The following is a 22,348-nucleotide window of genomic DNA, read 5'->3' on the forward strand; positions in this document are numbered from 1 at the left end:
AAACGGTCCGCTACTGAGTCTTCCGCCCCCCCGGCCGATAATCCTCCCGCACATGCCCCTTCAGCTGCTCCTCGGTGAACAGCACAGGCCTGGTCTTCATCGCCACGAACAGCGGCGTCTGGTCGGCATAGTGCTTTGACCCCGCATCCAAAGTCGCTGAGCCGAACTGGTGGATGCTGTCGGACGACAGCTTGCCGTTGCGGTCCCAGGTGACGAACATGATGAAGGTGTCGCCGCCGTCGGCGGTGGTGGTGCCGTCCTTCTGCGGGACGCCCCACACCGAGCGATAGGTGTCGGCGGCGCCGTCGATGGGCAGATCGACCTTGCCGCGGCGGATGCGGTTGACCTGGCCCCATTCGGGGTCGAGCCGGCCAAAATGGGTCTTCAGGGTGGTGATGGCCGTCTTCAGCGTGTCCATCGGGTCGGGCTCGGCCTCGCCGCTGGTGCGGGCGAACAGGATCGGCTGGCTCATCAGCGCCGCCAGGGCTGCGCCGCGATTTTTGACGTCGGTTTTGCGGTCCCAGCCTTTCAGGATCGCCTGGGCGGCGGCCAGGTCTGTGTCGCCCTTGGGATCGACGGCGGTGACCGTCTCGATCATCGCCGCGACGCTGGAGCGCTCGCTATAGGTCAGGTCGTACTTGTAGCGGCGGAAGCTCTCGTCGGTGATCGCCGCATCGATGCCGACCGTCTCCTGTACCCGCAGGGCGCGGTTGGTCATGTTGGTCTGCAGGCCCATCGCGGCGGGGAAGTCGGAAGGTTTGAGATTGTCGGCCGGGGCGCTGGCCTCGAACGGGCTGTTGTTGGAGTTGAAGACAAAGCCGGACTTGGGATTCCACAGCTGCGGGCTCTGCTCGACCGGGCGATAGCCTTGCCAGATCAGGTCGGAGCGATCGCCGGGCAGAACCCCGCTCCAGTCGGCCTCGACAGTCCGGTTAGGATACTGGCCGTTGTGCACGAAGCCGATGTTTCCGGCCGCGTCGCCATACACATAGTTCAGGCTGGGCAGGGCGTGGGTGGCGATGGCCGCGCGCCATTCGGCCAGGTTGGTCGCCTTGCCCAGCTTCCAGTACTGCACCGGCTGGCGGTACTCGCCCATGCCGGCATAGCGGATGGCGAAGACGCCGGCCTTGGTTTCCAGCACCGGGCCGTGGACCGAGCGCAGCACCGCCTTGCGTACCGGCAGCACGATGGGGCCCCACAGCTTGACGCGCAGGATGGCGGTGGACATCTCGAAGTCGCGCCAGGCGCCGTCCAGCCGGTACTGGTTCTTGTCCTGCGGATTTATGGTCAGGCGGTAGGTGTCGACCAGGTCGGGCTTGGAAACGGTGTTGGCCCAGCCCAGGTTGGCGTTGTGGCCGTGCAGCATGAACGGCGAGCCGGGGAAGAAGCCGCCGGCCACGTGCCAGCCCTGGCCGCTTTGCACCACGGCCTCGTACCAGGCCACCGGGCCGGTATAGGGCTGGTGCGAATTGACCAGCAGGCGGGTGGCGCCGTCGGCGTTGCGCGACGGGGCGATGGCCAGGCCGTTGGAGCCTTTTGGTGGGGGAGGGGGCGCATCGGGGGCCGTGAGTTTCTTCAGTTCGCCGTCCAGGCCGTAGAAGAACGGCTGCTTGAAGACAAAGCCCGCCGCAATGTCCTTGCCGGTCACCGGCAGCAGCCCGGGCGTCACGACCTTGGGATTGAGGGCGGCATAGTGGTTGACCCCGTCGGCATAGGCCTGCAGCACGGCGCGCAATTCAGCCGGCAGCTTGTCATAATTGGCGTCCACCGTCGGCCAGACGCCCAGCAGCGAGACCACATAGTCGGTCGGGGCGGCCGAGGCGCCCTTGGAGCGGGCCAGCACGCCGCGGGTGGCCAGGGTGACATCGCGCAGGGTGGCGAAGTCGTCCTCGCTCTGGGCGAAGCCCAGGCCATAGGCGGCGTCGGCGTCGGTCTTGCCCAGGATGTGCGGCACGCCCCACTCGTCGCGGCGGATGCGCACGTCATAGCGCTGGCCGGTCGCGATCAGGGTCGCCTTGTCCGGCGCCTTGGGCAGGCTGGCCCGGTCGACGATGATCAGGGCGAGCGCCGCCAGCACCACCAGCGCCAGCAGTCCGCCGATCCCGCGCAGAATCCACCGCATCCAAGCCTCCCCGTCTTTTCTCGTTGCCGCGATCATGGGGGCAAGCGGCCGGGCAGGGGAAGGGCGACGTGGCGGAAGGTCGTCCGCTTCAGGGAACGTCGTGGCGCGCATGCGGCCCAAAGGCGGCGCGCTGGCATAGCCGCGCCTGATAGGCGCGCACGGCCGGCAGGTCGGCGTGGTCGATCGGCGTCGCCGCCCAGCGGTGGGTCGACAGGCCCAGCGCCACGTCGGCCAGGGTGAAGGCTTCGCCGGCCGCATAGGCACCGGTGGTTTCCAGCCGGCGCTCCAGAAGGGTCATGGCCCCGTTCCACGCCGCCGTGCTGGCCGTGATACTGGCCGGATCGTCAAAGCCCGGCGCCTTGCGGGCCAGGGCCAGGAAGGCGTAGCGCCAGGCGCCGTTCAGCTCGGTGGCCTGCCAGTCCATCCACTGCTCCACCCCGGCCCGGCCGCGCGGATCGGCGGGCAGCAGGGCGCCATCGCCGTGGCGGTTGGCCAGATAGCGGCAGATGGTGTTGCTCTCCCACAGCGGCCCCTGGTCGTCGACCAGCACCGGGATCAGGCCATTGGGATTGAGCGCCAGGAACGCGGGATCGTCGGTGGGCGCAAAGCCCGCGCCCCAGTCCTCGCGCTGATAGGCCAGGCCCAGCTCGTCCAGCGTCCACAGCACCTTGCGGACATTGATCGACGAGGTTCGGCCCAGCACGCGCACCGGCTAGCGGCTCATCCAGGGCTTGGACTTGCCGGCCTGCACGCCGGCGGCCTGTTCGCGCTGGAACTTGCCGCCGCGCGGCGGCTTGGGCTTGGCGTCGATGGCGGCCTTCTTCAGGCGCAGGGCGCGCTGGATCGGCGTTTCGTTGGAAAGGTCGGGCGTATCGGTCATGACCGGGCCTATAACACAATCTGCGGCGGGCAGGCGCGCATCCGCCTTGAGAACGCCGCGCTTGGCGGTCAAGCTCGCGCCATGATCCTTCGCGCCCTCGCCCTGACCACTCTCCTCGCCAGCGCCGCCGGCGCGACCGCCCAGGTTCGTGAGGAGCCGACCGCCGTCTCGCCGGTCACGGTGATGCCGCCGACCCTGCCGCCGAAGGTGGTGGCCACCTATCCGGCCCAGGGCGAGACCATCGCCCCCGGCGTGCTGATCGTGAAGGTCGCCTTCGACCAGAAGATGAACCCCAGGGCCTGGAACTACGGCGTCGCGGAGGGCGGCGAGCCGCCCGAATGCATCAAGACCCCCCGGCTGCTCAACGACCAGAAGACCTTCGTCCTGCTCTGCCGGGTGCTGTCCAACCGCACCTACAGGGTCGCTCTCAATGGCGAGCGGGCCGGGGGCTTCGCCAATCTCGGTGACAACCCGGCGGAGACTCATGTCTTGACCTTCCAGGTGGTGCGCGGCGAGCCCGTCACCTCAATCTCCCGCGCCCTGAAGGCGGCGGGCCTGAAGTCCGACGAGGAACCCATCGCAGAGGCGCCCAAGCCGCCGGTTCGTCCGGCGCCTTAACTCAGGGCCAAGCTCTTGTGGCGCGACGCCCGCGCCTGAGGCATCGTCGCAGCGTGAGCGATGAGACACACAAGACCGGAGACTGGACCGAGGCCGACCTGGACCTCGTGGTCGGCGACTATTTTGTCATGCTGGCCAAGCAGTTGGCCGGCCAGGAGGTCAAGGCTGCCAGCCACCAGCGCGCCCTGCGATTCGTCACTGGCCGCCCCGGCGGGGCCATCGAGTTTCGCCAGCGCAACATCTCGGCCGCCCTCAGCCTGATCGGCGTGCCGATCCTGAAGGACTTCGCCCCGCGCTGGAAACTGCATGACCAGTTGATCGACGCCGTCGACCGCCAGCTTTCCGCCCGGCCCACCCTGATCGCCGCCGCCATGCGCCCGTCGGTGCTGTTCACAGCCCGCGAGCCGCTGCATCTGGTCGAGGGACCGCCGCCTGCCTTCGAGCCCGAGCAACTGCAGCCCAGCCCCCGCGCCGAACAGCTGATCGCCAAGTTCGACCCCGCCGGCCGCGACCACGCCAACAGCCTGCTGGCCGAGGCCGGCCGCGCCGCCGTCATGGCCTTCGAGCAGCGCCGCCTGCGCGAGCACGGCCGCGCCGACCTGGCCGATCAGGTCCGCCCGGCCCGGCCGCCCGTCGACCTTGCCGGCCATGACATCCTCAGCTTCAAGCCCACGGGCGAAGAGCGCCTGATCGTGGTCAAGACCACCACCGGCGGCGTGGGCACGCCCATGGCCCTGACCGACGCCGAAGACACCCTGTGGTCCACCCGCCCCGACGTCTTCCGCCTGTACCGCCTCTACGACCTGGGCCGCGAGCTGCGGTTCTACAAGCTGCGCCCGCCTCAAGCTGTCGAGCCCGCCCAGACCGAAGCGATCTAGCGAGCGTCGTCCAGGATCATCCGCGCGGCCTTTTCGGCGATCATCAGGGTGGGAGAATTGGTGTTGCCCGAGACGATGGCCGGCATCACCGAGGCGTCGGCGACCCGCAGGCCCGCCACCCCCAGCACCCGCAGGCGCCCATCGACGACAGCCATCGGATCATCGGCCAGACCCATCTTGGCCGTGCCGACCGGGTGGAAGATGGTGGTGCCCAGCTGCCGGGCCGCCGCCAGCAGCCCGGCGTCGTCATCGACCGCCAGCCCCGGGCTCATCTCGCCCGGGCCATAGCAGGCCAGGGGCGGCTGGGCCACGATGCGACGGATCAGGCGCAGGGAGTCGATGGCCACCCGCTCGTCCTCCGCCGTCGACAGATAGTGGGGCTGGATCAGCGGCGCGGCGGCCGGATCAGGACTGCCCGCATGGATGCTTCCCCGGCTGGAAGGCCGCAGGTTGCAGACGCTGATGGTGATGGCCGGAAACCGATGCAGCGGCTCGCCGAACCGGTCCAGCGACAGCGGCTGGACGTGGAACTGCACATTGGGCGTCGCATAGTCCAGGGAGGTTTTGGCGAAGGCTCCCATGTGCGACGGCGCCATCGACATCGGCCCGCGCCGCAGCAGCGCATATTCCAGCGCCATCAGCGGCCGCCGCCACAGCGAGGCGTAGTGCGCATTGAGGGTCGCCACGCCCTTCACCCGATAGATCGGCCGGATCTGCAGATGGTCCTGCAGGTTCTCGCCCACGCCCGGCAGATGGCGATGGACGCTCAGCCCCAGGGTCGCTAGCCGCGCGCCGTCGCCGATCCCCGATAGCTCCAGCAGGTGAGGGGTGTTTACCGCCCCGGCGGTCAGCACCACCTCGCCGCGACACCGCGCCTCGCGAGCCTCGCCGCCCTCGGTCCAGGCCACGCCGACGGCCCGGCCGTTCTCGAGGATCACCCTGCTGGCCCGCGCCCCGGTGCGCAGTTCCAGATTGGGTCGCGACAGCACGGGTTTCAGAAACCCCCGCGCCGCGCTCCAGCGCAGGCCGGCCCGCTGATTGACGTTGAAATAGCCCGAGCCGGTATTGTCGCCGCCGTTGAAATCCGGGCTGACGGGAATGCCTTCCAGCGCTGCGGCCTGGGCAAAGGCGTCCAGCACCTTCCAGCGCATGCGCGGATGCTCCACCCGCCACTCGCCGCCTGACTGGTGATGCTCCGACGGCGGAGCGATGTGGTCTTCCTGGGCCTTGAACAGCGGCAGGACATCGTCCCACCCCCAGCCGGCCAGACCCCGCTGACGCCAGCCGTCATAGTCGGCCGCCTGGCCGCGCATATAGATCATGGCGTTGATCGCCGACGACCCGCCGATCACCTTGCCCCGGGGATAGGCCAGACTGCGCCCGTCCAGCCCCGGCACCGGCTCCGTCCGATACATCCAGTCCGAGCGCGGATTGCCGATCGCGAACAGATAGCCGACCGGGATGTGGAACCAGATCCAGTTGTCCTGGCCCCCGGCCTCCAGCACCAGCACCCGCCGCTGCGGATCGGCCGACAGCCGGTTGGCCAGCACGCAGCCGGCCGACCCCGCGCCGACGATGATGTAGTCATAGGTCTCGACCGCCACGGACTTGTCCCTCCCGTTGCCGGCAGTCGTGCCGCGATTTGGGGGCGGGCGCCAGCGGTCTGGACCCGGCGGCCGTCCGGTGGGCCTGCCTCCGACCCGGCAGATTGGCCCGATCTTGGGTGTGGCCGGATAAACGGCTAGGGTGCAGCCACCATTGACCCTAGGGTCGTGGACCGTGGCTCCCCGCGCGTGAGGTTGGCGATGTTCCTGCTTTTGCTTGCCCTGGCGCAAGGCCCTGCGCCGCAGGAGGCTCAGGCCGCTCTCCAGTCCTGCGAGATGACGCCCAAGGGCTGGGTGTGCCACTACCAGATCCCGTCGGTGACCGTGGTCCGCCCGATCGACGCGCCTTCGGTCGACGCCACACCAAACGAGGCTTCAAGCGCCGCGCCGCCGGCCAGTGCGACCGCCCGGCCGCCCGCCGATACGGTCGACAGCGCCGAGGCCGTGCGGCGGGCCCGGCTGATCGCCAAATGCGCCGACCCGTCCTGGCTGTCTCTTTGTCTTCCGGCCGATCGCCGCGCGGCGCGGGTCCTGCGCGAGGAGGCCCAGGTTGCGGCGGCTCTGCGTGGCCGGGTCACGGCCCTGCTCAGCGAATCCCGGTGCGACGAGGCGGTCAAGACGGCCCTGGCCGGTGGCGACATGGTCCTGGCCCGTGAGGCCCGCGACTTCTGCAAGCCCTGATCCCCGTCCTGTTTCCAGTCCGGGTCCAGGCGGTTGCGGCCAGCAAAAAAGGCGGGGTGTGAACCCCGCCTTTTTCAGTTTCGGGGGCTGTAAGCCCTGTCGCCCTTAGGGGCGAACAGGCGCGCAGCGCACGCCGTCGGGGCAGCCGGTGAAGTGGATCTCGGGCGCATCGACCGTGACGGCCGACGGACGAACATGCACTTCGGGACGATGCAGATAGATCTGCGGCGCGGCGATGCGGATCGGCGGGGCGTCGACATAGACCGGTGGGCCCTGGATATCGATGCGGCCCGACGGCACGACCACCGGCTCGCCATAGACCCGGACGCCCGGCGCCGAAACGCGGATGTCGCCATAGGAAGTGGTCGGGCCGTAGAAGAGCACCGCCCGGGTGCACAGGCAGTCGATCGCAGGCAGCGGCGACGGCGGCATCGGCGGCGACGGACGACGATAGTCTTCCGCGGCAGTGGCCGATCCGACCACGGCGCTGGCGCTCAGCATGGCCAGCAGGCCAGCGGCAAGTTTCAACTTCATTCCAGATCCCCTCATGAGCCCATCGACCCCGTTGTATCCCGTCGCCCATGCTCCGGATCCTGCGTGGAAACCGGTCCGGAGGTAAAGCGGGTTAACCTTAACCGAACGTTGGTCGATGGTGTGGTGGTTTTCAACCCGCAGGAGAACATATTCTCACCGTGTGCAGGATCGGGCGTGAATTCGCCGTCCCAATGACAGCCGAAAGCGCCTTCAGGTCCCGCGGCGGGCCGGCGAGGAGCCCGGGTCGCAGATAATCTCGCGCCATTCAAAGCGGGCCGGACTGATCAGTCGCTGGCTGACCACCGTGCGATAGAGCACCGGGCTGTCATAGGTTTCGACCCGTGACGGGGTCACCAAAACCCGCACCGCCACCGTGCGATACTGGGCGGGGATCTCGCGGAGCGCCTCATGGCTTTCGCGGTCGATCACCTGACGGGTCACGGTCCGGATCTCGGCCGGCTCGCGGACCCGCACCTGACGGGCCGGGCTGACCATGACCTGCCGGGTCTCCAGGCGATATTCCGCCGGCACCTCGACCAGGCACAGGACCTCGCCGGTCGGGCTCATCATGGTCCGGCCCGGGGCGGTCTCGCGCCGGTCCAGCAGCATGCCGCGCCGCCACTCGGTATAGGCCTCACGCACCAGAACCTGCTCGGTCACGGTCTCATAGACGGCCGGAACGGTCTCGATCCGGGTCGATTCGGGCCGGACCACGACGGTTTCGGTGACGGTGCGCCAGGTGGCGGGCACGGTGACCCGTTCGGTCCGCGCCGGCGTCACCAGCTCCTGGCGTTCCTCAAGGCGGTAGACGGCCGGGATGATCCGGCTTTCGGTGCGGCTGGGTCGGTCGATCAGTTGCTCGACATAGGATTCGTAGCGGGCCGGCGACATGACCTTTTCATAGCACTTGCCGGGCTGGGGGTTGGGCGGGCAGTCATCGCCGCTGCCGGCCTGGCTGATATCCGCGCCGAGCACCGCCATCATCGCCAGGCTCGCCGCCGAGGCCCGCAACATCCCGCTCACCCTGCCCACCCGACCCCGACTCCCGCTACGCGCATTAACCAGAGCCATTCAACACGGTCTGGGCGATGCCAGCCCGGACTTTCTGCTCAGACGGGAAAAACGCCGGGGGAGGGCGGACTGGCCTGGGCAGGCTTCATCGGGATGCCGGGCGCCAGACGAAGATTGCGCTGACCGTGGCCTTCGAATCCCGCCATGCGCCATCGGCGAGGCCCACCTGCGGCGCGCCCGGCGTCGCTTTGGGGTACTGTGGCCGTAGGCCCGGCCCACTACTCGCGCCCTAAGCGCTTTGCCGCTACAATACTCCCATGACCCGTGACGCCGTCATCGCCGTTCTGCGCGCCGCCGAGGCGGCCTTGCGCGCCAAGGGCGTGTCGCGGGCGGCTCTGTTCGGCTCGACTGCGCGGGGCGAGGCGCGGCTCGATAGCGATCTGGACATCTTTGTTGAGCTGGATTCCGCCGCGAAGATCGATCTCTACGACTTTGTCGGCATCACCCAATATATCGCGGAACTGTTCACTGCTCCGGTCGATGTCGTCGACCGTGCGGGCCTGAAGGCCCATGTGCGGCCGTCCGCCGAACGCGACGCGATCTATGCCTTCTGAGCGCGACGCTCAGGCGTGGACGGATATTCTCGATAACGCGAGGCTGGCGCTGGATTTCGCGGCGGGCCTCGACGAGGAAGCCTTCGCAGCGGACGCCAAGAGCTTCTATGCCGCGACGCGGTGCCTTGAGATCATCTCCGAGGCCGCGCGCCGTCTGGATGCCGCCGAGCGGGAACGGTTCTCCGTCCTGCCGTGGAAGGCCATCACGGGCGCTGGCAATGTCTATCGGCACGACTATGACGACGTTTCACCAGCTTTGGTCTGGGCCACGGTCGTCCGCCGCCTGCCGCAATTGATCGAGGCGGCGGAAGACGCCTTGGGCGATAGGGCCTAGTCGAGCCCGATCAATCCTCGTCCATCTTCAGCGCGGCGATGAACGCTTCCTGCGGGATCTCGACCTTGCCGAACTGGCGCATGCGCTTCTTGCCGGCCTTCTGCTTGTCCAGCAGCTTGCGCTTCCGCGAGGCGTCACCGCCGTAACACTTGGCCGTCACGTCCTTGCGCAGGGCGCGGACGGTTTCGCGGGCGATGATCTTGCCGCCGATGGCCGCCTGGATCGGGATGACGAACATGTGCTGGGGGATGAGCTCCTTCATCTTCTCGCACATGCCCCGGCCCCGGCCCTCGGCGCGGTCGCGGTGGACCAGCATGGAGAGGGCGTCGACGGGCTCGGCATTGACCAGGATCGACATCTTCACGAGGTCGCCCTGGCGGTAGTCCTCGACCTGGTAGTCGAAGCTGGCATAGCCCTTGGAGATCGACTTCAGGCGGTCATAGAAGTCGAACACCACCTCGTTGAGCGGCAGGTCGTAGATGACCATGGCGCGGTTGCCGACATAGGACAGTTCGCGCTGCTGGCCGCGGCGGTCCTGGCACAGCTTGATCACGCCGCCCAGATACTCGTCGGGGGTGAAGATGGTGGCCTTGATCCAAGGCTCGCTGATGCTCTCGATGTGCATCGGGTCGGGCAGGTCGGCGGGGTTGTGCAGCTCGATCTCGCTGCCGTCGCGCATGTGGATCTTGTAGACCACCGAGGGGGCGGTCGCGATCAAATCGAGGTCGAACTCGCGGGACAGGCGCTCCTGGATGATCTCCAGGTGCAGCAACCCTAAGAACCCGCAGCGGAAGCCAAAGCCCAGGGCGGCGCTGCTCTCCATCTCGTAGGTGAAGCTGCCGTCGTTCAGGCGCAGGCGGCCGACGGCCGCGCGCAGGTCTTCGAAGTCGGCGGCGTCGACCGGGAACAGGCCGCAGAACACGACGGGCTGCACGTCCTTGAAGCCGGGCAGTGCCTTTTCGGTGGGCTTCTTCTCGTCGGTGATGGTGTCGCCGACGGCGGCGTCGGCCACTTCCTTGATCTGGGCGGTGATGAAGCCGATCTCGCCGGGGCCGAGGCTCTCGACGGGGGTGTTTTTGGGCTTGAAGACGCCGACCCGGTCGATCAGGTGGGTCGAGCCGTGCTGCATCATCTTGATCTTCATGCCGGCCTTCAGGCGGCCGTCGATGACGCGCACCAGCACCACGACGCCCAGATAGGCGTCGTACCAGGCGTCGACCAGCAGGGCCTTCAGCGGGGCGTTCTCGTCGCCCTTGGGCGGCGGCAGGCGCTTGACCACGGCTTCCAGCACGTCGTGGATGCCCAGGCCCGACTTGGCGCTGCACAGCACCGCGTCGCTGGCGTCCAGGCCGATCAGGTCCTCGATCTGGGCGCGCACCCGCTCGGGCTCGGCGGCGGGCAGGTCGATCTTGTTGAGGACCGGGACGATCTCGTGATTGTTGTCGATGGCCGAATAGACATTGGCCAGGGTCTGGGCTTCGACGCCTTGCGAGGCGTCGACGACCAGGATCGAGCCTTCGCAGGCGGCCAGGCTGCGGCTGACCTCATAGGCGAAGTCGACGTGGCCGGGGGTGTCCATCAGGTTGAGGATATAGGTCTCGCCGTCATCGGCCTTGTATTCCAGACGCACGGTCTGGGCCTTGATGGTGATGCCGCGTTCCTTCTCGATGTCCATGTTGTCGAGAACCTGCGCGGTCATCTCGCGCGCGGTCAGGCCGCCGGTCTCCTGGATCAGGCGATCCGACAGGGTGGACTTGCCGTGGTCGATATGGGCCACGATGGAAAAATTACGGATCTTGTCGAGCGGCGTAGAGGTCATGCGCCCGCGTCTAGCACATTTGGGCCGCTTCGCGAGAGGGCGATCCGCCCTCCAGGCGGCCGGCTTTCCTCATGCTTAACCGAACCTTAAAGCAGGCGGCCGCAAACCGGTCCCAATGGGCTGCGACAGTAGCGCAACGATATTTCTGAAGGGGCCGTCATGGACCGTCGCAAGTTGATCCTCTCGGGCGCAGCCACCCTCGGCGCGAGTGCGGGGGCGTCCAGCGTCTTCGCCCAGGAGACGATGGCTCAGGACGTGGCCTCCAGCGGCACGACCACCCCGGCCTATGACACCGGTTCGGCCCAGACCTATTCGGCCGACGAGATGATCCGGGCCACGTCCGACTTCCTGGGCGTCACGGCCGAAAGCGCCGGCGCCGCCATCGAGAAGGTGTTCCGCGAAAAGGGCCAACCCACCGGCTACATCGCCGGCGAGGAAGGTTCGGGCGCCATCGCGGTCGGCCTGCGCTATGGTCGCGGCCTGCTCTACATGAAGGGCCGCCCGACCCAGGAAACCTTCTGGCAGGGCCCCTCGGTGGGCTGGGACTGGGGCGGCAATGCCAGCCGGGTCTTCACCCTGTGCTATAACCTGCAATATCCCGATGCGATCTTCCGCCGCTTCCCCGGCGTCGAGGGCACCGCCTATCTGATCGGCGGCCTGGGCGTGAACTACCAGAAGGCCGACGATATCACCCTTGCGCCGATCCGCGCGGGCGTGGGTCTGCGGCTGGGGGCCAATATCGGCTATCTCGGCTACAGCCGTAAGCGCCGGTTGATGCCCTTTTAGGACATGCCTGCTGGCGGCTTCACGCCGCCGCCGGCTCGCGTGACAGCTCGCGAACGCGCACAGACTGCCGCGTCATGGTCGCCCGGCCGAAGATGGTCAGAAAGGCGATGTCGGCGGCGTCGCGTCCTTCACCAATGCGGATGAGGGTTTCGGGACACGCCCGACCGGTGGGATCGACCAGCCGCCAGCGACCGCCGACATACACCTCGATCACGGCATGGAAGTCCTGTGGCTGAAGTCCCACGGCATAGGCGCTGACCATGCGGGCCGGGATGTCGCTGGCCCGGCACAGGGCGGCTGCTATGTGGGCATAGTCACGGCACACGCCTTGCCGGTTCATGTAGGCGTTCATCGCCGTCGTGGTCGAGGTGCTGGTGCCCCAGCGATAGGTCAGGGCGCCGCGCAGCCAGTCGACAATCGCCACCACCTTGGAGCCGCCCCGCAATGGGCCGAAATCGCAGGCCGCGATCTGTTCGAAGAGGTCGGATTCGATGTAGCGGCTGGCGCGAAGGAAGGGCAGAACCTCCACCGGCAGGCTGGCGATGGCGTGCTGGGTCGCACCGACCAGACCATCGTCGCGCAGGGTCAGATCGACCGTCGCCAGATAGGTGATTTGCAGCGGACCCTGGTGGGTGAAAACGACCCGCCGCTCGCCGGTCGCAGGGTCATCCAGCCGGTCCCAGGCGATGGGCGGATCCATGACCAGGCTCTCGGTGACGATCACCTGTCCTGGCGACAGGGCGACTTCCAGATGCAGGAGAGACTCGACCTCTCCGATGAAGTCGTAGTCCAGCCGTGCCTCGACATGCAGACGCATGGCGTCTCCTTTTCGAACCGGCCCCATCCAGATTGGCGACGGTGGTGGATGAATCCCACTGGCGAATTCGCCTGGAGTGTGTCGCTCAGAGTTCGGTCGGCTGGCTTAACCGAAGACGCCCAGGATTGCGCGCTCTAATGACCGGAGACCTTGCTGTTGAGCCAGTCCATCAGGGCCAGCAGCACACCCGATACCACGAAGGACAGGTGGACGATCACCAGCCACAGCAGGCGCGGCTCGTCCAGGGGCGTGCCGGGTTCACTGAGTTTCAGGAAGGCCTTGAGCAGGGCGATGGCCGAGATGGCCACGATCGAGGCGATCAGCTTCATCTTCAGGCCCGAGAAGTCGACCGTGCCCATCCAGTCGGGCCGATCTTCGTGCGAGGCGGTATCGATCTTGGAGACGAAGTTCTCGTAGCCGGACAGGGTGACGATCACCAGCAGGTTGGCCGCCAGCGACAGGTCGATCAGCGTCAGGGCCATCAGGATGGCGTCTTCCGGCGTCATCGACAGCACGTTGGACAGTTCCCGGAACAGTTCCTGGAAGAATACGACCAGCAGCGCCGCCAGGGTGATGACCAGGCCCACATAGAACGGCGCCATCAACCAGCGTGATGCGAAGAGGCCTCGCTCCAGCATCGTTTCCAGCCGGGGCTTTTTCATTCGGCGAATCCTTCAGGCGTCAGCCTTCGTATTCCACCACATAGCGCACGGTCTCGCGACCCTTCGGCGACAGGGTGAAACGCCACGCGATGGCGCCATCGCGAATATCGTGGCGCTTGGGCTCGCGGATCACCTTGAAGGCGGTCCGGTCCGGCCGATGACGCAACTCTATGACGATGGGCCCGGTCTTGGCGTTGGCCAGATCGACCTCATAGGTCCGCCGCGTGCGTCTGGCGCCGGCCCGCGTCTCCGACACCCGGCGGGGCTTGATCGAGACATCCATCGCCCGCCCGATCGCCAGGTCGAACGGCTGGCCCACGGGCACGTCGCGCATCGTCTGTTCGCCGGCGAAGGCCGGACGGCCGCCGGCAATCTCCATCACGGCCAGGGCGCCTGAGGGCAGGGCCTTGCCCAGGCCCTGACTGGCCTTGTTCTCGAGCCTGAGCAGCACCGTCGCGGCGGGGACGCCATTGCTGCGATAGTCACTCCAGGGATCGACCTCGAACATGTAGAGGCGTTGGAAGGCCACCCCCTTCTGATCGAGGAACGCCACCTGCTTGGTCTGGCGCGCGGCGACGGTGACGGGTTCGGGCAGGGTGTAGAGCTTGTAGTCGCCCAGCTCGGACTGCTCGGCCAGCTTGGCGCGCGGGGGGGCGGGGGCGGCGCTCTCCCCGCGGGCGCCGGCCATGGCCATAGGGGCCGGTGGGGGAGAGGTCATCCTGTCATAGGCGACGATCGGCGGAGGCGGCGGACTGCGGCCGTGGGTAGTGGTGTCCATCGGCCAGCAGGCGCGGGTGATCGCCTTGGTCTCCGCCCTCGGGATGTCGACCGGCACGCGCGACAGCTTGCCGGCCACCGCCTGGGTCGAGGCGTCCACGAAGCTGGTTCCGCTGCTGTTGACCAGCGTCAGCCAGCCGGTGAGGTCCAGAGTTTTACCGTCCGGCGCGATGCGGGCCACATAGTCAGCCTGCCAGTTCACGCCGATGGCCAGGTAGGACAGGGTGAGCTTGGCGGTGGTGGCTTTTGGCACGTCGATCAGGGTCGACAGCGAGGGCTTGTCGGACAGGCCGGCCGGGATGTGGTCGAACACCAGACGCTCGGCGCCGCCGGAACAGCCCAGGGCCTCGACGCCGGTCGCGGTCTGCAGCACGACGCCGTTGGGCCCCTGGCGGACGATGGCGCTCTCGGCGGTCTGTCGGCCGGTCTTGGCATTGGTGCGGACGATCCCGACCGGCTGGTTCAGCGAGCGTTCCAGCAGGGTTCCGGGGCTGAGCAGGGCATAGTCGTAGTTTCGCTCGATGATGCCGCCGGGCAGACCATCGACCGCGGCGCTCTGCGGGATCAGGCCGTCGGCGACGGCGTCAAAGCGCAGGGTGTGGCGGCCGGCCGGCAGGGTGACGGTCCGGGTCTCGGTGACCAGGATCAGGCCCTTTTTCAGGGCCTGTTCGCGCTGCCAGGGCTGCAGGGTCTGGAAGGGTTCCGAGCCCGCGCGGTAGAGGGTCACCGCCGTCTTCTCAGCGGCGGGGGAGGCGATGGTGTCGGCCAGGGCGGGCGAGGCGAGCGCGGTGAGGGCGAGGGCCAGGGCGTAAGTCCTCCCCCTGAAGGGGGAGGCGGTCCCCGACTTGATCGGGGGCCGGAGGGGGAAGTCGGCAATGACTGAGCCGATACTTCCCCCTCCGTCGCCTACGGCGACACCTCCCCCGCTAGGGGGAGGGCTTTTATGAAAGCGCCGCCTGCTCACCAGCCCGTCTCGACCGTAAACGTCAGCACCGTCTCGCCATTGGCCGGCACGGGTACGCTCCAGCCCAGGGTGCGGGCGTCGACGCGGCGGCTCTTGAGGCTTTCGGCCTTGACCTCGCCGTCGCGCCACAGGCCGCCCTGGCGCAGTTCCACCGTGACGGCTTCAGGGCGCGCGTTGCGGACCAGGTACTTCATGGCGTAGCGCGAGCGGGTCTTTGACACCTTCTCCTGGCTGATCAGGGTGGCCTGGCTGGTGACGTCGAAGGCGTCGCCGGTCTTGATCGACAGCTCCGAGCCGGCCGGGGTGTGGTCGATGCTGTTCTCGCCGATGAACTTGGGATCGCCGGCCTGGTCGCGCATATAGATGCGCATGACGCCGGCCGGCAGCTGGCTGCCCAGTCCTGTCAGCTTGGCATTGCTGAACTGGATGGCCACCGTGGCCGACGACGGAGTCTCATCGCTGTCGAACCCGCCCTGGCGGATCTCATAGACCTTCTTGGCCGCCACGGCCTGGGCGCTGAGGAAGCCGACCTGCTTGCTCTGGTTGGAGGCGATCGTGGTGCGCTGGGGCAGGGGATAGACGTAGTAGTCGGCCAGACGCTCGGCGTCGCCGCTCTCGGTCCCGGCCGACATCATGGACGCGCTGGACCGGCGATAGCCGCCATTGTTCAGCTGGTTGACGTCGCCGGCCACCAGCTGGGTGCGGGCGTTGTCGAACGGGGTGCCGGAATTGTTGGTCAGGGTGATCCAGCCCTGCAGGTCCAGCGCCTGCTTCTTTTCGTCGAACAGGGCCACATAGTCGGCCTTCCAGCCCAGGCCCGAGGTCAGATAGCTGAGCTTGGTGGTGCGGGGCCCCGCCTTGTCGGCGTCGACCGTCACCGACAGGGTCGGGCGGGCGCGCAGGGTCTCGGGCACCTTGTCAAAGATCACGCGGGTGGGCACGCCGTCGTCGCGCAGCACCTCGATGCGGTCGCCGATCTTCAGGACCACGCCTTCATTGGCGGCCAGAACGGTGGCCACTTCGGTGGTCTCCTTGCCGTCGCCGGGATTGGTTCGGACGATGCGGACCTGCTGGCCGACCGCCTTTTCCATCAGCTTGTCGGGCGTCAGCAGGTCGTAGTCGAAGTTCTGCTCGATGATCGTCACGCCGGCCGCCGACAGGCTGACGGTCTCGGGGCGGATGGCGGCCGAGACGTCCTTGAATTCCAACCGCTGGCGACCGGCCTTGAGGTCCAGGTCGCGGGCATCTTCGACCAAGGCGAGGTCGGAATTATAGATGGTCACCGAGAGATCCGGGGCCTTCTGGGCGTGGGCGGAGCCCGCAGCCAGTACAAGCGCGGCGGTCGCCAGAAGCGCGCAACGGTTCATCGATGATCTCCCTGTTTTACACGCTTAAGCTACAGGGGATTGGGGCGAAGTCGAGGCGGGTTGGCAGGTCCTCCCCCTGGCGGGGGAGGTGTCGGCGAAGCCGACGGAGGGGGAAGTATTGGCTCAGTCATTGCCGACTTCCCCCACCGGCCTCCGGCCGCCTCCCCCTTCAGGGGGAGGATCGTAGATCAGCCGCCCCAGACCTGCTTCAGCCGCCGGTCGCGGCCGCAACCGATGCGATAAGCCTGATAGTTCAGGGCGTTCCGCTTGGCATAGTCGCGGTGGTATTCTTCGGCTGGCCAGAAGGTCTTCAGGTCGAGCACCGGCGTAACCATCTTGCCGGTCTTCAGACGCTTGGCGGCCTCGCTGCGGGACCTTTCAGCGGCGGCGCGTTGCTCGGCGCTGCTGACGAACACGGCCGGGCGATAGGACGGGCCGCGGTCGCAAAACTGGCCGCCGTCGTCGGTCGGGTCGACCAGCTTCCAGTAGCGATAGAGCAGGAAGCCGTACTCCAGTTTGGCGGGGTCGTAGGTGACGCGAACGGCCTCATAGTGGCCGCTCGTCTCGCTGGTCACGTCGCGATAGGTCGGTCGGAGAACGTGGCCGCCGGTATAGCCGCTCTCCACCTTCAACACGCCGGGAACGCCCTGCATGTCGTGCTCCATGCACCAGAAGCAGCCGCCGGCGAACACGGCGGTGGCGGTCTTGGCGGGGGTCTGGGGCTTGGCGGGCGCGGCGGCCATGGCGGGGAGACCGAAGGCGACAAGGGCGGCGATCAGGGTCAGCAGGCGGCGGCGCATCGAACGTCTTTCCGGAGCGACCCTGCGGCGGGTCTGGATTTAGATACGTACGAGCGAGGCGTTTGGTTACGCCCGCCAGCCAAAACCGACGCCGCGTACCGACGGACAGGCCTCCAGCCGTGAGGCGAGGGCCTGGGCGCGCTGGTCGCCCTGGTCGTCGATCTCCAGCCGAATGGCCAGGGTCTGGCCGTCGGGCGTGGCCGTCAGGGCGCGCAGGCGGGTCTGCTGCACCTTGGCCACGCCCAACACCCGCATCAGGGCGTCGGGCGTGTCCTCGGCGGTGACGAGGAAGAGTCTTCGTTTGTCCTCGTCCGGTTTGGAAGGGTTCAAGGTCGCACCCACTGATGCTCGACGCTGGCCGAGTTGACGCCGGGCCAGGCGGCCAGGTCGCGGGCCAGCAGGCGGGCGGCCTGGTCACCCAGGTGACGGACGCGCAAGCTGGCTTCGACGATCTGGCCCACGGGCTTGAGCGTCAGGTTGCACAGCTCGGCGCCGCTGTCGGCCAGGCCCTGGCGAACGGCGTCCAGCGCGCTGTGGGCGTCTTGTGCGGCCAGCAGCAGCTGGTGAACGGTGACGCCGTCGGCGTCGCTGTGGAAGGCGGGTGGTGCAGGCAGGTAGCTCATGGATCTCAAGTCCCCTCGGGTTGGTTTTGGAGGACCGACGAAACGCGCAACAAAAAAGCCCCGCTCCTTTCGGAGGCGGGGCTTTTTGAAGATCTTGCGATCCGTCGGCTGCGTTTAGGTTATCTCGCGCGCCGTTGCCCCGTCCGAATTGGAACGGTTTTAATCTGGTTCCACATCATGGTCGCGGCGCACGACATCGCTGCGACGGCGGTAAAGCCGGTCACGAGCGCGATGTTGATGGCGAGTTGCGAGACCATGTGGACCCAGGAGCTCCTTGCGAGTTCACTAGAGGTAGCGTGGGTATGCGCCATGCGCAAGACCTTGCCTCGCGGACGGGCGATCGGTCGCGGTTGTGGGCAGGTTTTGGCTATCGGGCGAGCGGGCGCCCGGAATTTGGGCAGAGCGCCGGCCAGGTCCTCCCCCTGAAGGGGGAGGCGGCCGGAGGCCGGCGGGGGAAGACCGCAATGACTCAGCAGCACTTCCCCCTCCGTCGCCTGCGGCGACACCTCCCCCGCTAGGGGGAGGACTTTGGGTTAGCTCCGCAGCTTGCCGCCGGCCTTCTCGGCCGCCGCCACGATGCGGCCTGACAGCGCCTCGATGTCGGCGTCGGTCAGGGTGGCTTCGCGCGGCTGCACCACAACCTCGAGCGCCACCGACTTGAAGTCGTCGGGCACACCGGCGCCGTCATAGACGTCGAACACTCGCACGGCCGTGATCAGCGCCTTGTCGGCGCCGGCTGCGGCCTTGACCAGATCGCCGGCGGCCTTGGTCTTTTCGACCAGGAAGGCGAAGTCGCGGGTCAGGGGCATCAGCGGCGAGGGCGAGAAGGCGGCCTTTGACTTGTGGGCTTTCTTCTTCGGCTCGGGGATGGCTTCCAGGGTGATCTCGAAGCCATAGACCGGGCCGGCCACGTCCAGCGCCTTGAGCACGGCCGGGTGCAGTTCGCCGAACTCGGCCATCACCGCCTTGGGACCCAGCTGCAGCCGCGCCGAGCGGCCCGGATGCCACCAGGACGAGGCCGAGCCTTGCGCCGTTTGCAGCTTGTCGACCGGCGCGCCCAGTTCTTCCAGCAGGGCCAGCAGGTCGGCCTTGACGGTGAACAGGTCGTCCTGCGCCGTCCTGGCCCAGCCGCGCGGCGCGTGCGGGGCGATGATCGCCGCCACCACGGTGCGCTGGTCGGCCGGACGGTCGCCGTGGAAGGTGGGGCCGATCTCGAACAGGGCCGCGTCGGGGAAGCCCTTGCGGGCGTTGCGGCCGGCGGCCTCGATCAGGTTGGGCAGCAAGGACGGGCGCATGCAGTCCAGGTCCGAGGCGATCGGATTGGCCAGCACCAGCTCGGCCGCGCCGCCGCCGAACAGCGTCGCGATCTTCTGGTTGGTGAAGCTCCAGGTCAGGGCCTCGGCATAGCCGGCGGCGGCCAGGGCGCGACGGGCCAGACGGCTGCGGGCCTGTTTGGCGGTCAGGACGCCGCCGACGGCGCGGGGAACCTCGGGCAGGGGCGTCGAGGGCAGGGCGCCATAGCCGGCGATGCGGGCGACCTCTTCGACGAGGTCGGCCTTGCCTTCCACGTCACGGCGGAAGGTCGGCGGCGTCACGGTCCAGGGCGAACCCAGCACGATGTCGAAGCCCAGGTCCGACAGGATCTGGCGCGTCTGGTCGGGCGTCACCGCCAGGCCTGACAGTTGCTCGACATAGTCGGGCTCGAACGCGAAGCCGGCCGGCGCGGCCGGAGCCTGGCCAGCGACCACGATCTCTGACGGCTCGCCGCCGCAGAGGTCGAGGATCAGCCGGGTAGCCAGCTCGATACCGGGAACCGGCGAGTGGGTGTCGACCGTGCGGGCGAAGCGGTACTGGGCGTCGCTGTTGATGCCGGTGGTGCGGCCGGTCTGGGCGGTGCGGATCGGTTCGAACCAGGCGCTCTCGACGAAGACATCGACTGTCTCTTCCGAGCAGCCGGTGCTTTCGCCGCCCATCACGCCGCCCAGGCCGATCGGGCGTTCGCCCGAGGCGTCGGCGATCACCGACATGTCGGGCGTCAGCTCGTAGGTCTTGCCGTCCAGAGCGATCAGATGTTCGTCGCCGTTCAGGCCGTGGCGGCCCAGACGGGTCGAGATTTCGGTCCCCGACAGCTTGGCCACATCATAGACGTGCAGCGGCCGGGCGCGGTCATAGGTGATCAGGTTGGTGATATCGACCAGGGCGCTGATCGGGCGCAGACCGATGGCCAGAAGACGGTCCTGCAGCCATTTGGGCGACGGGCCGTTCTTGACGCCCCTGATCAGGCGACCGGCGAACACCGGACAGGCTTCGCCATCGACCTTGACGGTGATCGGGCAGGGGAAGGTTCCCGGCACGGAAACGATCGACAGGTCCTTCAGCGTCCCGACGCCGGCGGCGGCCAGGTCGCGGGCGATGCCGGCCACGCCCAGCCAGTCGGGGCGGTTGGGAGTGACTTCAAAGTCGATGACGGCTTCCATGCCCAGCGCCGAAGCTGCGGGCGTGCCCACAGCCAGGTCGTCCGGCAGCTCCATGATGCCGTCGCTCTCGCTGGCGGCCTCCAGCTCGGAAGCCGAGCACAGCATGCCGTTGGAGACGACGCCGCGCACCGGCTTCTCGACCAGGGTCACGCCCAGGCCCGGCACATAGGCGCCGATGGGGGCATAGATCGTGGTCAGACCCGCGCGGGCGTTGGGCGCGCCGCAGACGATCTCCTTCATGCCGTCGACGGTGTCGACCTGGCAGACGCGCAGGCGGTCAGCGTTGGGGTGCTGCACGGCTTCCACGATCTTTGCGACCGTGAAGGCGGCCAGCTTGGTCGCCGGATCGGTGACGTGCTCGACCTCGAGGCCGGCTATGGTCATGGCGGCGACGATGTCGGTGGCGGAGGCCTCGGTGTCGAGGTGATCCTTGAGCCAGGAGAGGGTGAATTTCATGGTTCAGTCTACGATGAAAAGCTTGGCGCCGACCGAGGTCGACGAGCGGTGGGCGGGGTCGCCGAAGTCGGAGACGTGATAGCTCATGCCGGCGGTCAGGACCGTCTTGCGACCATCCTTCAGCTCGCTGGTCAGTTCGCCTTCCAGCACGAAGATCACATGGCCGCGGTCGCACCAGTGATCGGCGAGATAGTCCGGCGAATAGTCGACGCGACGCAGGCGCATGTCGCCGACATTGAGCGTGCGCCAAGTCGCTTCGCCCCTCTCGCCCGGGTGGACGGTGGGTTCGATTTGCGACCAGTCGACGGCGGTGAAGGGACTGGCGGGAAGCTGCATCAGCTGAGGCCGCTGGCGGCGTTCGGCGCGGCGAAGGCGCTGAAGCCGTAGTGGGCCAGCCAGCGGCTGTCGGACGACCACATGTCGCGCAGGTCGGGCATGCCGTATTTCAGCATCCCCAGCCGGTCGACACCCATGCCGAAGGCGAAGCCCTGGTACTCGTCCGGATCGATCCCGCAGGCGCGCAGCACATTGGGGTGAACCATGCCGCAGCCCAGGATTTCCAGCCACGACGTGCCCTGGCCGATCTTGATCTCGCCGCCCGAGCGGTCGCACTGCACGTCCATCTCGGCCGAGGGCTCGGTGAACGGGAAGTGGTGCGGACGGAACTGGGTGGTCACCGCGTCGGTCTCGAAGAACCGCGCCAAGAAGGTTTCCAGGGTCCACTTCAGGTGGCCCATGTGGATGCCCTTGTCGATCACCAGGCCCTCGACCTGGTGGAACACCGGCGTGTGGGTGGCGTCGTTGTCGCAGCGATAGGTGCGGCCCGGAGCGATGATCCGGATCGGTGGCTTTTGCGACATCATGGTCCGCACCTGCACCGTCGAGGTGTGGGTGCGCAGCAGCATGCGCTCGCCTTCGGACCCGTCGGCGTTGGTCTTCGGATTGAAGAAGAAGGTGTCGTGCATCTCCCGCGCCGGGTGCTTGGGCGGGAAGTTCAGGGCCGTGAAATTGTGGAAGTCGTCGTCGATGTCGGGACCTTCGGCCACCGCGAAGCCCATCTCGGCGAAGATGGTGACCATCTCGTCCAGGGTCTGCATGGTGGGATGGACACTGCCCTTGCGCCGATAGGGGGCCGGCAGGGTCAGATCCAGGGTCTCGCTGGCCAGGCGCGCGTCCAGCTCGGCAGTCTCCAACGTCGCCTTGCGGTCGGCGATGGCGGTGGCGGCGGCGTCGCGCAGGGCGTTGATCGCCGCGCCCTGCGTCTTGCGCTCCTCGGGGCTCATCGCCCCCAGAGTTTTGAGCAGGCCGGAGATCGAGCCGGTCTTGCCCAGGGCCGCGACGCGCACGGCGTCGAGGGCGGAAAGATCGGCGGCGGCGGCGACTTGCGCCAGCACATCGGATTCGAGGGTTTTGAGATCGGTCATGACGGGCATCCGTCTAGAGCATTCGGGCGGGGCGGAGTAGGGGAGCGCGCAGCAAAAAGCCCCCCGGTTGGCACCGGAGGGCTTTTCTTAGATCGCAATC

At 67.7% G+C, this 22,348-nt stretch carries 22 protein-coding genes and 2 pseudogenes; 6 read left to right on the forward strand and 18 right to left on the reverse strand.

What is annotated here, in order from left to right:
- Window positions 1-10: 10 nt before the first annotated feature.
- The 3 genes from ACN2C8_RS04615 to ACN2C8_RS04625 form a co-directional block, all read right to left on the reverse strand.
- Window positions 11-2,122, reverse strand: a complete 2,112-nt coding sequence (locus ACN2C8_RS04615) for an acylase (protein WP_419254661.1) — start codon at window positions 2,120-2,122, stop codon at window positions 11-13.
- 88 nt (window positions 2,123-2,210) lie between these two features.
- Complete coding sequence (locus ACN2C8_RS04620) at window positions 2,211-2,831, reverse strand: glutathione S-transferase family protein (protein WP_419262227.1); 621 nt, start codon at window positions 2,829-2,831, stop codon at window positions 2,211-2,213.
- A gap of 3 nt (window positions 2,832-2,834) precedes the next feature.
- Window positions 2,835-3,002, reverse strand: coding sequence for a hypothetical protein (locus ACN2C8_RS04625; protein ID WP_419255815.1), 168 nt, complete (start codon window positions 3,000-3,002; stop codon window positions 2,835-2,837).
- Between the two features lie 81 nt (window positions 3,003-3,083).
- Between ACN2C8_RS04625 and ACN2C8_RS04630 the strand changes: the two genes are divergently transcribed.
- Together ACN2C8_RS04630 and ACN2C8_RS04635 are read left to right on the forward strand one after the other, a co-directional pair.
- The gene (locus ACN2C8_RS04630) at window positions 3,084-3,620 is read left to right on the forward strand and encodes a hypothetical protein (RefSeq protein WP_419254663.1); all 537 of its coding nucleotides are present in this window, start codon (window positions 3,084-3,086) and stop codon (window positions 3,618-3,620) included.
- A gap of 53 nt (window positions 3,621-3,673) precedes the next feature.
- Window positions 3,674-4,498 carry a DUF3883 domain-containing protein gene (locus ACN2C8_RS04635; RefSeq protein WP_419254664.1) on the forward strand — a complete coding sequence of 275 codons (825 nt, stop codon included), beginning with the start codon at window positions 3,674-3,676 and terminating at the stop codon, window positions 4,496-4,498.
- On the opposite strand, the gene ACN2C8_RS04640 is transcribed toward ACN2C8_RS04635, so the two are convergent.
- A complete protein-coding gene (locus ACN2C8_RS04640; protein ID WP_419254665.1) occupies window positions 4,495-6,102 on the reverse strand; it encodes a GMC family oxidoreductase in 1,608 nt (535 codons plus the stop codon). The two genes, ACN2C8_RS04635 and ACN2C8_RS04640, sit on opposite strands and share 4 nt — an antisense overlap.
- A gap of 201 nt (window positions 6,103-6,303) precedes the next feature.
- On the opposite strand from ACN2C8_RS04640, the gene ACN2C8_RS04645 reads away from it, so the two are divergent.
- On the forward strand, window positions 6,304-6,783 hold the full coding sequence (locus tag ACN2C8_RS04645) for a hypothetical protein (protein WP_419254666.1): 480 nt from the start codon (window positions 6,304-6,306) through the stop codon (window positions 6,781-6,783).
- 105 nt (window positions 6,784-6,888) lie between these two features.
- Here the strand turns inward: ACN2C8_RS04645 and ACN2C8_RS04650 are convergent.
- A pseudogene (locus ACN2C8_RS04650) lies at window positions 6,889-7,227 on the reverse strand (hypothetical protein); the annotation flags it as partial.
- Between the two features lie 300 nt (window positions 7,228-7,527).
- A complete protein-coding gene (locus ACN2C8_RS04655) occupies window positions 7,528-8,331 on the reverse strand; it encodes a hypothetical protein (RefSeq protein WP_419254667.1) in 804 nt (267 codons plus the stop codon).
- Between the two features lie 314 nt (window positions 8,332-8,645).
- On the opposite strand from ACN2C8_RS04655, the gene ACN2C8_RS04660 reads away from it, so the two are divergent.
- Window positions 8,646-8,942, forward strand: a complete 297-nt coding sequence (locus ACN2C8_RS04660) for a nucleotidyltransferase family protein (protein ID WP_419254668.1) — start codon at window positions 8,646-8,648, stop codon at window positions 8,940-8,942.
- Window positions 8,932-9,276: a DUF86 domain-containing protein gene (locus ACN2C8_RS04665; RefSeq protein WP_419254669.1), complete on the forward strand. Its 345-nt coding sequence runs from the start codon at window positions 8,932-8,934 to the stop codon at window positions 9,274-9,276. Before ACN2C8_RS04660 ends, ACN2C8_RS04665 begins: the two co-directional genes overlap by 11 nt.
- A 10-nt stretch (window positions 9,277-9,286) precedes the next feature.
- Here the strand turns inward: ACN2C8_RS04665 and lepA are convergent, their stop codons facing one another.
- Window positions 9,287-11,095 (reverse strand): translation elongation factor 4, encoded by a 1,809-nt coding sequence (gene lepA / locus ACN2C8_RS04670; protein ID WP_419254670.1) that lies wholly within the window; start codon window positions 11,093-11,095, stop codon window positions 9,287-9,289.
- Window positions 11,096-11,338: 243 nt separating this feature from the next.
- On the opposite strand from lepA, the gene ACN2C8_RS04675 reads away from it, so the two are divergent.
- Window positions 11,339-11,881 (forward strand): DUF1134 domain-containing protein, encoded by a 543-nt coding sequence (locus ACN2C8_RS04675; protein ID WP_419255816.1) that lies wholly within the window; start codon window positions 11,339-11,341, stop codon window positions 11,879-11,881.
- Between the two features lie 19 nt (window positions 11,882-11,900).
- Here ACN2C8_RS04675 and ACN2C8_RS04680 read toward each other — a convergent pair whose 3' ends face one another.
- The 11 genes and pseudogenes from ACN2C8_RS04680 to pheS all read right to left on the reverse strand — a co-directional run bounded on the left by ACN2C8_RS04680 (window position 11,901) and on the right by pheS (window position 22,248).
- Complete coding sequence (locus ACN2C8_RS04680) at window positions 11,901-12,698, reverse strand: transglutaminase-like domain-containing protein (protein ID WP_419254671.1); 798 nt, start codon at window positions 12,696-12,698, stop codon at window positions 11,901-11,903.
- 134 nt (window positions 12,699-12,832) lie between these two features.
- Entirely contained in the window at window positions 12,833-13,360 is a 528-nt protein-coding gene (locus tag ACN2C8_RS04685) for a TIGR00645 family protein (RefSeq protein ID WP_419254672.1), read from the reverse strand.
- A gap of 19 nt (window positions 13,361-13,379) precedes the next feature.
- Window positions 13,380-14,864, reverse strand: coding sequence for a DUF4139 domain-containing protein (locus ACN2C8_RS04690; RefSeq protein WP_419254673.1), 1,485 nt, complete (start codon window positions 14,862-14,864; stop codon window positions 13,380-13,382).
- 233 nt (window positions 14,865-15,097) lie between these two features.
- On the reverse strand, window positions 15,098-16,468 hold the full coding sequence (locus ACN2C8_RS04695; protein ID WP_419254674.1) for a DUF4139 domain-containing protein: 1,371 nt from the start codon (window positions 16,466-16,468) through the stop codon (window positions 15,098-15,100).
- A 69-nt stretch (window positions 16,469-16,537) separates the two neighbouring features.
- Window positions 16,538-16,657, reverse strand: a pseudogene (locus ACN2C8_RS04700) (hypothetical protein); the annotation flags it as partial.
- Entirely contained in the window at window positions 16,657-17,268 is a 612-nt protein-coding gene (gene msrA / locus ACN2C8_RS04705; RefSeq protein ID WP_419254675.1) for a peptide-methionine (S)-S-oxide reductase MsrA, read from the reverse strand. The pseudogene ACN2C8_RS04700 and the gene msrA, both read right to left, overlap by 1 nt.
- 66 nt (window positions 17,269-17,334) lie before the next feature.
- Complete coding sequence (locus ACN2C8_RS04710) at window positions 17,335-17,598, reverse strand: hypothetical protein (protein ID WP_419254676.1); 264 nt, start codon at window positions 17,596-17,598, stop codon at window positions 17,335-17,337.
- The gene (locus tag ACN2C8_RS04715; protein WP_419254677.1) at window positions 17,595-17,891 is read right to left on the reverse strand and encodes a hypothetical protein; all 297 of its coding nucleotides are present in this window, start codon (window positions 17,889-17,891) and stop codon (window positions 17,595-17,597) included. Before ACN2C8_RS04715 ends, ACN2C8_RS04710 begins: the two co-directional genes overlap by 4 nt.
- Before the next feature lie 533 nt (window positions 17,892-18,424).
- Window positions 18,425-20,824 (reverse strand): phenylalanine--tRNA ligase subunit beta, encoded by a 2,400-nt coding sequence (gene pheT, locus ACN2C8_RS04720; protein ID WP_419254678.1) that lies wholly within the window; start codon window positions 20,822-20,824, stop codon window positions 18,425-18,427.
- A 3-nt stretch (window positions 20,825-20,827) separates the two neighbouring features.
- Entirely contained in the window at window positions 20,828-21,160 is a 333-nt protein-coding gene (locus ACN2C8_RS04725) for a DHCW motif cupin fold protein (RefSeq protein ID WP_419254679.1), read from the reverse strand.
- Window positions 21,160-22,248 (reverse strand): phenylalanine--tRNA ligase subunit alpha, encoded by a 1,089-nt coding sequence (gene pheS / locus ACN2C8_RS04730; protein ID WP_419254680.1) that lies wholly within the window; start codon window positions 22,246-22,248, stop codon window positions 21,160-21,162. The genes ACN2C8_RS04725 and pheS overlap by 1 nt, the downstream gene beginning before the upstream one ends.
- Window positions 22,249-22,348: the final 100 nt, after the last annotated feature.

This window comes from Caulobacter sp. ErkDOM-C (assembly GCF_048541825.1).
GTDB lineage: Bacteria > Pseudomonadota > Alphaproteobacteria > Caulobacterales > Caulobacteraceae > Caulobacter.